General features: G+C 40.6%; 7 protein-coding genes and 1 pseudogene. 7 read left to right on the top strand and 1 reads right to left on the bottom strand.

Annotated features, from left to right (window positions below):
* The 3 genes and pseudogenes from QYG89_RS16800 to QYG89_RS16810 form a co-directional block, all read left to right on the top strand.
* Positions 1 to 221 (top strand): annotated as a pseudogene (locus QYG89_RS16800) (urocanate hydratase); the annotation flags it as partial.
* A 737-nt stretch (positions 222 to 958) separates the two neighbouring features.
* Complete coding sequence (gene hisC, locus QYG89_RS16805; RefSeq protein WP_404319347.1) at positions 959 to 2068, top strand: histidinol-phosphate transaminase; 1110 nt, start codon at positions 959 to 961, stop codon at positions 2066 to 2068.
* A gap of 523 nt (positions 2069 to 2591) precedes the next feature.
* Positions 2592 to 3899 (top strand): S-layer homology domain-containing protein, encoded by a 1308-nt coding sequence (locus QYG89_RS16810; protein ID WP_404319348.1) that lies wholly within the window; start codon positions 2592 to 2594, stop codon positions 3897 to 3899.
* 103 nt (positions 3900 to 4002) lie between these two features.
* Here QYG89_RS16810 and speE read toward each other — a convergent pair whose 3' ends face one another.
* Positions 4003 to 4857 (bottom strand): polyamine aminopropyltransferase, encoded by an 855-nt coding sequence (speE, locus tag QYG89_RS16815; RefSeq protein ID WP_404319350.1) that lies wholly within the window; start codon positions 4855 to 4857, stop codon positions 4003 to 4005.
* A 400-nt stretch (positions 4858 to 5257) separates the two neighbouring features.
* On the opposite strand from speE, the gene QYG89_RS16820 reads away from it, so the two are divergent.
* The 4 genes from QYG89_RS16820 to QYG89_RS16835 all read left to right on the top strand — a co-directional run.
* Positions 5258 to 6670 carry a purine-cytosine permease family protein gene (locus QYG89_RS16820; protein WP_404319352.1) on the top strand — a complete coding sequence of 471 codons (1413 nt, stop codon included), beginning with the start codon at positions 5258 to 5260 and terminating at the stop codon, positions 6668 to 6670.
* Between the two features lie 309 nt (positions 6671 to 6979).
* Positions 6980 to 8005, top strand: coding sequence for an NAD(P)/FAD-dependent oxidoreductase (locus QYG89_RS16825; protein WP_404319353.1), 1026 nt, complete (start codon positions 6980 to 6982; stop codon positions 8003 to 8005).
* 213 nt (positions 8006 to 8218) lie between these two features.
* Complete coding sequence (locus QYG89_RS16830; protein ID WP_404319355.1) at positions 8219 to 8467, top strand: ferredoxin; 249 nt, start codon at positions 8219 to 8221, stop codon at positions 8465 to 8467.
* Positions 8468 to 8559: 92 nt separating this feature from the next.
* The coding region (locus QYG89_RS16835) for a hypothetical protein (RefSeq protein ID WP_404319357.1) at positions 8560 to 8681 on the top strand (122 nt) is incomplete at its 3' end.

Consider the following 8681-nt stretch of genomic DNA (forward strand, 5'->3'; position numbering starts at 1 on the left):
CTCTTCACCATGGCGGCGGCGTAGGAATGGGTTACTCCCAGCACTCAGGCGTGGTCATCGTGGCAGACGGAACGAAAGAAGCAGAAGCACGCATCGAGCGCGTATTAACAACAGACCCAGGCATGGGAGTTGTCCGTCACGCAGACGCTGGTTATGACCTTGCGAAGAAAACAGCACGTGAAAAAGGCATCAACATGCCAATGCTTGAAAGAGAAAACTAATCATCCAAAAGAATGAAACAAGAGGCTGATCCGAAAGGTCGTTAAAAACGACCTTTTAGGTCGGTCTTTTTCTTTCGATTAAATTTTTGAATATTATCGGATCATTTCAGTAAACACGGGAGAAGTTTCTCTTCTTGCTTCAACGGTTTTTGTTGTTTTTTAGTGGATGCTTCTCACTTTCTTAAATTGTAGGCAATACAAATGTCATCCTGCTTTTTTCCAAAGTTTAAATGATTATTTTTCACTGGGTTGATGGAAGTGGAAAGCGAGGCGCCTGGGACGGAAATCAGCGGACAAGTTGAAAGAGCCCTACAAAAAGGGGGCTCTTTCATTCTTTTCTAGAGGAACTGTGTTTCATAAGGAATGAATCTTTCTATCTCCATTGGAACCAAGCTTTTTGAATAGGCTGCGTTTATAGTTATTGCTGATTAGAGCTGAAATTGATGGACAAGTTGTACAAGACTTTGAATAAAGCTTATTTTTTTAAAGAACTTTAGAACCATTTATAATGTTGCTAATAAAAAAGAAAATAAATGAAATAAGTCATAATAATTATTTTATAACATAAAAAATTATCTGAATATTTAGTATATAATATTTTTATCGCGAGGAGAAGCAGGGATGAAGGGGATAAAGATTCAGCGAAACGTGGCGGAAGGATGGGGGCATGAGAGACCGTTAAGCTGGATCATTCCGCGTATACCTTAGCGAGCAGCCTACATAAGGAGGGATTCTTATTGAATCAAGAACTATGGCGTAGAAGTGCAACAAAGTTAAAAGCGTATATTCCGGGCAAGGCTATTGAAGATGTAAAAAAGGAATTAGGATTAGAAGAAATTATTCGTTTAGCTTCTAATGAAAATCCCTTTGGACCATCTCCAAAAGCGGTCGAAGCGATGCAGCAAGCTGTACTGGACAGCCAGCTGTATCCAGAGGCGACATGCAGCGAACTTCGAAAAAAGCTCGGAAGCTTATACGATATTGATTCTGATCAAATCATAGTAGGGAATGGTGCGGACAATGTGATTACGTTAATTGGAAGCGCCTATATCAATCCTGGTGATGAGGTGATCTATTGCACCCCTACATTTCCCGCCTACAGAACGATTACACTGCTCATGGAAGGAACGCCAGTAGAGATTCCTGTTGACGAGAATTATACATTTGATCTTCAGGCGATTCTCTCCGCCATTAATGATAAGACGAAATTGATTTTTATCTGTAATCCGAATAACCCAACGGGTACAATTGTAGAAGAAGATCAACTCGAAGCCTTTCTAAAGCAAGTACCGCCGCATGTGGTTGTGGTGCTTGATGAAGCTTATGCAGAGTTTATTGGACGTGAAGGCTATCACACGGGGCCTGATTTTGTCAAAGCTGGGTATCCAGTCATCTTCGTTCGAACATTTTCCAAACTGTACGGATTAGCTGGGACAAGAATTGGCTATGCAGCCGGAAGTAAAGAGCATATTGCGCCGATCCAGGCCGTAAGAGAGCCGTTTGCAGCTAACCGTATTGCGAATGCGGGGGCGGTTGCTGCTCTCGATGATGAAGAATATAAAAATAAGACGATTCAAGAAAACAAGCAAGAAATGAAAAAACTCATAAAAGAACTTCAAGCTCTTGGTTATGATGTCGCTGAATCGCACGCCAACTTTCTGTTTGTGGATTTAAAAGAAGATGCTGTGCAGCTTTTTGAAGCCTTAATGAAAGAGGGCATACTCATCCGTCCTTGTATTGCATGGGGACTGGGAACGCACGCGCGTATTACGATTGGTTCGGCCCAGCAGAATGAACATCTTCTTCAAGCGCTGCGCAAAGTGAGTCAGAAGCTGACAACTTCCTAAAGAAATAAACAACCCATCTTTTTTGTATGTGGAACTTTCGTTAATGTAGATAAAAAGTCAGGGATCTATTCCTTGGCTTTTTTATTGTTTTAGCTATGTTCAGGAAGGTTGTTAATTTTGCCTTTTTGTTGGTCGGAGTGGAAGGAGAGTGCCTCAGCGGAAATCGACAGAGAGTTTAACAAAGCCATTGTTTTAAGACAAGAATATGTCAGATGTACAATCTCTTTTATTAATTGATCCTTCGCAGGAATAGTTCATCATTTCAAGCCTTGCGTTACGCAGCATGGCCTTTCGTGATCTTCAAAATGTGTAAGTTTTTATCATGGTTAATATGGAAAGTAAATGGATCCGTTCTGTTGGAATAAATTTATTAGGATGGTAATATAGGGTTAGCATGGCAGGTATGATAGGTAAAAGGGCTGTTTTTTCAATAGACAAATATTTACGGAAATTTTTACCTCGTTGAATATGAAAGCTTCACTGCTGAGCAATAAATAAGAAAAAATTTATGGAGGAGAAAAGGTTGAAAAAGTGTATATCTGTTATTCTTAGTTTTTTATTAACACTTGGATTGTTTGTTCCATTTGTTAGTGCAGATTCTTTCAACGATCTATCTACGAATCATCGTTTTTTTAAGGAAGTTGATTATTTAGCAACGAAAGCTATTATCTCTGGATACACAGATGGGAGGTTCGGGCCGGACGAAAAGGTGACCCGTGCTGCAGCTGCGGCAATGATTGGACGGGCATTGAAGCTGGATGGCCAACAGCGGAAAACGCCTTTTAAAGACGTGAATTCTACTAATTTTGCTTCGGGATACATAGCTGCCGCGGTTGAGAAAAAGATTATCAGCGGCTATCCAGATGGCACTTTTCGGCCCAATGCTACATTAACACGCGGCCAGATGGCTATTTTGATTGATCGGGCTTTTCAATTAAAAGAAATGTCAACGATTCGTTTTCATGATGTCCCGTCATCCTCTTCTGCCTATCAGTCTATTTATAAAATTGTAGCAGCAGGAATTACGAGCGGTTATCCCGATGGTACATTTAAACCTAATACAACAATGACAAGAGCACCATTTTCCGCTTTTTTAGCAAGAGCCTTGAATGATCGTTTTAAAGTGAGCCCTCCGGTGATTCCTAATCCGCCGGCTATTAGTTGGAATGGTGATTGGAAGAGAGCAGATTTCATTAATCCAGGTATTTTAGAAATTAGAAAAGCCAGCCAGTCATCTTTTGAGTTCCTAATAAACGTGGCAAGCGGCGGCCATGCTGGTGAAATACAAGGAAGGGCACAGATAAGCGGCAAACAGGCTTATTACAGTGATCCTGATTTCGGCTGTAAGTTAACATTCATTCATAAAGGGGAATCAATTCAAGTTAGCCAGTCAGCCGCTTGTGAATCCTATGGAGGAATAGGGACCTTTTTTAACGGTGACTTTGCTTTGAATCCGAAAGAGATCAAGCCGACACTCTATCAAAACGGAGTATTTAGTTCCGAAGTACAGGATAAAAAGTTTCAGCAGCTGACAGGCTCAGACTATCAGATTTTTGTGGACAATATGCAGATGATTGCAGCCGACAGTTATGATACAGAAGTAAATGGTGTGATAAAAGCCGGTGGAGTGAGAGGGCTGTACACGTTTATGGAAGCGATCATCATCATTGGGAACGACGGGCACTATTATGGTGCCGCCATTAAAGATGCTGATACAGTTCATTACTATACGACGAACCCGAATTATAAAAATAAACTGCCAAAGTCTATCGTTTCTTGGAAATCCCGGTTTAACAGCTACCCGGTGAAGTATTTTTACCGAAGCCTGTAAAGTCGGGGGATAGGCTTGGTTTTAAAAAAGAAGCAGCGATCAATTAAAAGATGAAGCGCCAGCTGCCTCTGCTATTCACATAGCAGAGGCAGCTGGCGCTTTCTTATTTGTTTAACATAAACTGCGGCAGGGCGAAGCTTGCTTTTAACATCTCTTCATTAAAATATTTGGTTGTTTTTTCGTAGTCTGGTTCAATGAATGATTCATATTTTTTAGAAGCAAGGGTGAAGCTCCACAGTCCTCCCGGATAGGTTGGGACAACAGCAGTGTATTGCTTCGTTATGTTAAACAATTTTTGCAAAGATTGATACGTATTCTGCATCACCTCATTATAAAAAATCGGCGATTCACTTTGACACACCATTAGACCGTCTTCTTTTAACGCATCGAAGACATTTTTGTAAAACTCATATTCGAATAATTGAGTCGCCGGCCCGATTGGATCTGACGAGTCTACAATGATGACATCAAACTCATTTGTATGCTCTTTCATATATTGAATGCCGTCTGCAAAAAGATAACGAATGCGTTCATCTTCCAATCCATCGGAAACGCCTTTCAAATGCTCCTTACTTGCTTTGACAACGAGTTCATCAATTTCACAGAAATATAGTTCTTCCACGCTTTTATATTTAATGATTTCCCTCGCGGCGCCGCAATCGCCGCCGCCGATAATTAATACTTTTTTCGGGTGAGGATGAATGTGCAGGGGGACGTGCGCAATCATCTCATTATAAATGTACCCATCTTTCTCGGTGGACTGTACGACCCCATCTAATACTAACATTCTTCCAAAATCATACGTATCGAGAATCATAATATGTTGAAAAGGAGATTGAGCCACAAAGATGATTTCTTTGACGCGGTAGCTCACTTTTAAATTGCCGCGATCGTCTTCTACGAGCCAAGGTTCTCCATCAATTTCTTGTATGTATAGATGAATCTTTTCTTCTTTCATGAAGATACCTCCCATAAATTTTTCATTTCTATCAAACTTTACCAGAGGATGTCCTTTACTTCAATTTTCTGGACGTTGTCTATCGTTGTTTGCGTGGATTGATAGGCAACGGTAAGGGGTAATTTCATCAAAATTGCAAAATAGATTGCAAATTTGCAAGAAAACAGGATGTTTTTTGACGCGGAAAATGTCTGAAAGGCGGCTATTTGAAACATAGATCATAAGAAGTATAGGCATACAGGCTATGTACAAAGAAGGTATGAAAAATATTTTTTATATTTTTAGAAAATTCGTTAAATTGGCTTGGTACTTGCTTATTTTAGTGTAGTTCTTTAAGGAGGGAGAAAGTCTAGTCTGTTTGATGAAATGAAAAAAACACGGCAAGGGATGTGAGTACAGAATGGAGAAATTAAACATAAGGACAGAACAGCAAGGGGAAATGAATAAAAAGGAAGAAAAGAAAGATGATTTTTCATTAGAGAAAGTGCCTGTAGAAGGCCGGACAATGGGCTGGATGAGCATTATGAATGTCACGTTAGGTGTGGCAACCGCCATGTTATTTATTCAAATGGGCAGCCTCATGGCGATTTCATTTGGAGCAGTGAATGCGTTAATAGCGGAAATTTATGCTACTGTGGTGGCAGGGGTTGTCGGGATCGGTATTTGTTATTACGCTGCCAAATCAGGCTTAAACGTAAATTTAATGGCAAGGGGAGGCGGCTTCGGCTACTTTGGTGCTTCGATTACTTCTTTGATTTATGCACTAAATTTTATTATGTATTGTGCGATTGAAGGCTCCATTATGGCTGCAGCGGTTCATGAGTATATCTCCTTCGTTCCGATATGGGGATTAATGATCTTTTTCGGGTTAATTGTTATTCCATTGAACTGGTTTGGAATTAAACAGCTTGATAAGCTGCAAAAGTGGTCCATGCCGCTCTTTATACTTTTGCTTGGCACGGGGTTTTTCATCGTATTAAATAGGTCCACGTTCGAAGGAAGTGTATGGACATACCTTCCAGAGGGCGGAGAAGTCGGCGGTGCTTCCTTGCTTGCCTGTATTGGAATCATGAATGGGCTCGTCGGAATTATGGCTTTACTCGTTTCCGATTATGCAAGATTTATTAAAAAGGAAGAATTCAAAATAGGAGTATTTGCCGTCGGATTTATTCCGCAGCTCGTTTGTTTCTTACTTATGGGAATGATCGGCATCTGGTTCGGTGTGCAAATGGGAGAAGAGAATCCAGGGGTGTTCTTCGTGCAGATTCTTGGCATTGGGGGCGCATTATTTACGATTCTGACGCAGCTCAGAATAAACATTACGAACTTATACAGCAGTTCCTTATCGCTGGCTAATTTTTTTGAAAACGTTTTCAAATTTAAGCCGGGGAGAAACTTCTGGGTTGTCTTTACTTCGATTGCGGCTATTATCTTAATGCTTGGCGGGGTCATGGATCATTTGGGCAGTCTGCTTACCTTTCAGGGTGTTTTCCTGCTCTCTTGGGCAGCTGTACTTTTATGTGATGCTTTTGTCGTAAAAAGGTTATTAAAAATCGGCCCTAAATATTTCGAACATCGACAAGAATATTTATATGCTTGGAATCCAGTTGGAGTAGTATCTTTAATTGCTGCCAGTGTCATCGGTTCATTAGCGGCGTTTGGATACATGGGGGTCTTTTTGCAAAATGTCGCTGCCTTCTTTGCGGCTGTCATTGCTTTTGTTCTTACAATGCTTCTGGCGATCGTCACAAAAGGCAAATATTACAGCAAAAAAACGGCTGATGACATCGTATCTGATGAATATATAGCATGAATTTTTGCGGTTTTTCTGGCCATTCCCTTAGTGCGTTAAAGTGCTGAGGGCTGGCCTCTACTGCGTTAAAGCGAAGTTGTATAATACTTTTTTAAGGTCATCAGTATGATTTTTTGTTATATTGTGAATATTTTTTACCTAGGTAATGAAAGCCCTTAGATTTTTTCGAAAGATGCTGTATAAATAGTTTAAGGAATTGGTGATTCACCATTCAATACAGTAGCTTTTATTAAGATAAATAGTTTGGAAAAATAATAAATCTTGTAGTAACTCTGCAAGTTTACTGTAATTTTATAAAGGAGTGATCGAATGACTCGAAATGAAGAGGTATTTGACGTTACGATTATTGGGGGAGGCCCAGTTGGTTTATTTACCGCATTTTACGCCGGGATGCGACAAATGTCGTGCAAAATTATCGAAAGCCTTCCGCAGCTCGGAGGACAGCTTTCTGCACTATATCCTGAAAAATATATTTACGATGTAGCCGGCTTCCCGAAAGTGAGAGCGCAGGAACTTGTAGATAGACTCAAAGAGCAAATGAATCAATTCAATCCGACAGTCTGCCTTGAAGAAGCGGTACAAGAAGTAGAAAAGCAGGCAGATGGCGTGTTCAAGTTAACAACGAATGCTGGTGAACACTATACGAAAACGATCGTTATTACAGCAGGAAACGGTGCGTTCCAGCCAAGAAAACTTGAGCTTGAAGGATCAGAGAAATACGAAGGCAAAAACCTTCACTATTTCATTAACGACTTAAACCAATTTGCCGGCAAAAAAGTACAAGTATTCGGCGGCGGCGACTCTGCTGTAGACTGGGCGCTTATGCTCGAGCCGATTGCTGAAAAAGTAACGATCGCCCACCGCCGCGACAAATTCCGCGCGCATGAGCATAGTGTCGAAACGATGGAGAATTCTACTGTTAACATTTTGACACCGTACGTGCCGACTGAATTAATCGGCGAAGAGCGGATCGAACAAGTCGTGCTTGAAGAAGTAAAAGGCGCGAACAAAGAAGTAATAGACGTAGATGATGTCGTTGTGACATATGGATTCGTTTCTTCTCTTGGCCCAATCAAAAACTGGGGTCTTGAAATTGAGAAAAACAGTATCGTCGTGAACTCCCGTATGGAAACAAATATCGAAGGCATTTATGCAGCCGGCGACATTTGTACGTATGACGGAAAAGTAAAATTAATTGCGAGCGGCTTTGGTGAAGCACCAACGGCGATCAGCAACGCGAAAGTATATATTGATCCAAAATCAAAAGTACAGCCGCTTCACAGCACGAGCATTATGGGAGAGAGTGACAAAAAAGAAGCAGTTGTTCAATCGTAAGATTTATTTTATCGGGTTTAAAAAGGTGATGTTAATTCAAGAAAGATGCACCGTTTTCGGGATATGTGATTTCGCTTCCGTAGGAAACTTTGATGATAAGACACAAGCACATCATATATACCAGCACAGTGGGAGAAGAAGAGCAAAAGCAGTTGTCTACTCCCAATCCCGGCTTACTATAAAATGAACGTAAATTTTTTAGAGGTGTAACAGATGGCAAAATATACGATTGTAGATAAAGAAATTTGCATCGCTTGTGGGGCATGCGGGGTCACGGCCCCAGAGGTCTTCGATTATGATGAAAGCGGGATTTCACACGTGATGCTTGACGATAATCAAGGTACAGCTGAAATACCAGATGATATTTATTATGATGTAGAAGATGCTGCTGACGGGTGTCCAACTGAAGCTATTAAAATAGCAGACGAACCGTTTAACGGAAACCCTGCAAAAGCAGGATAAGTCATAAAGTGATTCGATTGCATTGAATGTTACATTCAATTATTAGAATATTCTATATAAATTCAACTTACAGCAAACAGGAGGCATAAAACATGAGTACAATTGCAGAACAACGCGTGAAACGTTATTGGGGTACAGAATTAAATACAAAAGGATGGCAGCAAGAAGCGGTTCTTCGTATGTTAATGAACAACTTAGATCCTGAAGTAGCTGA

It is taken from the genome of Bacillus lumedeiriae (assembly GCF_044891285.1).
GTDB classification, from domain to species: Bacteria; Bacillota; Bacilli; order Bacillales; family Domibacillaceae; genus Pseudobacillus; species Pseudobacillus lumedeiriae.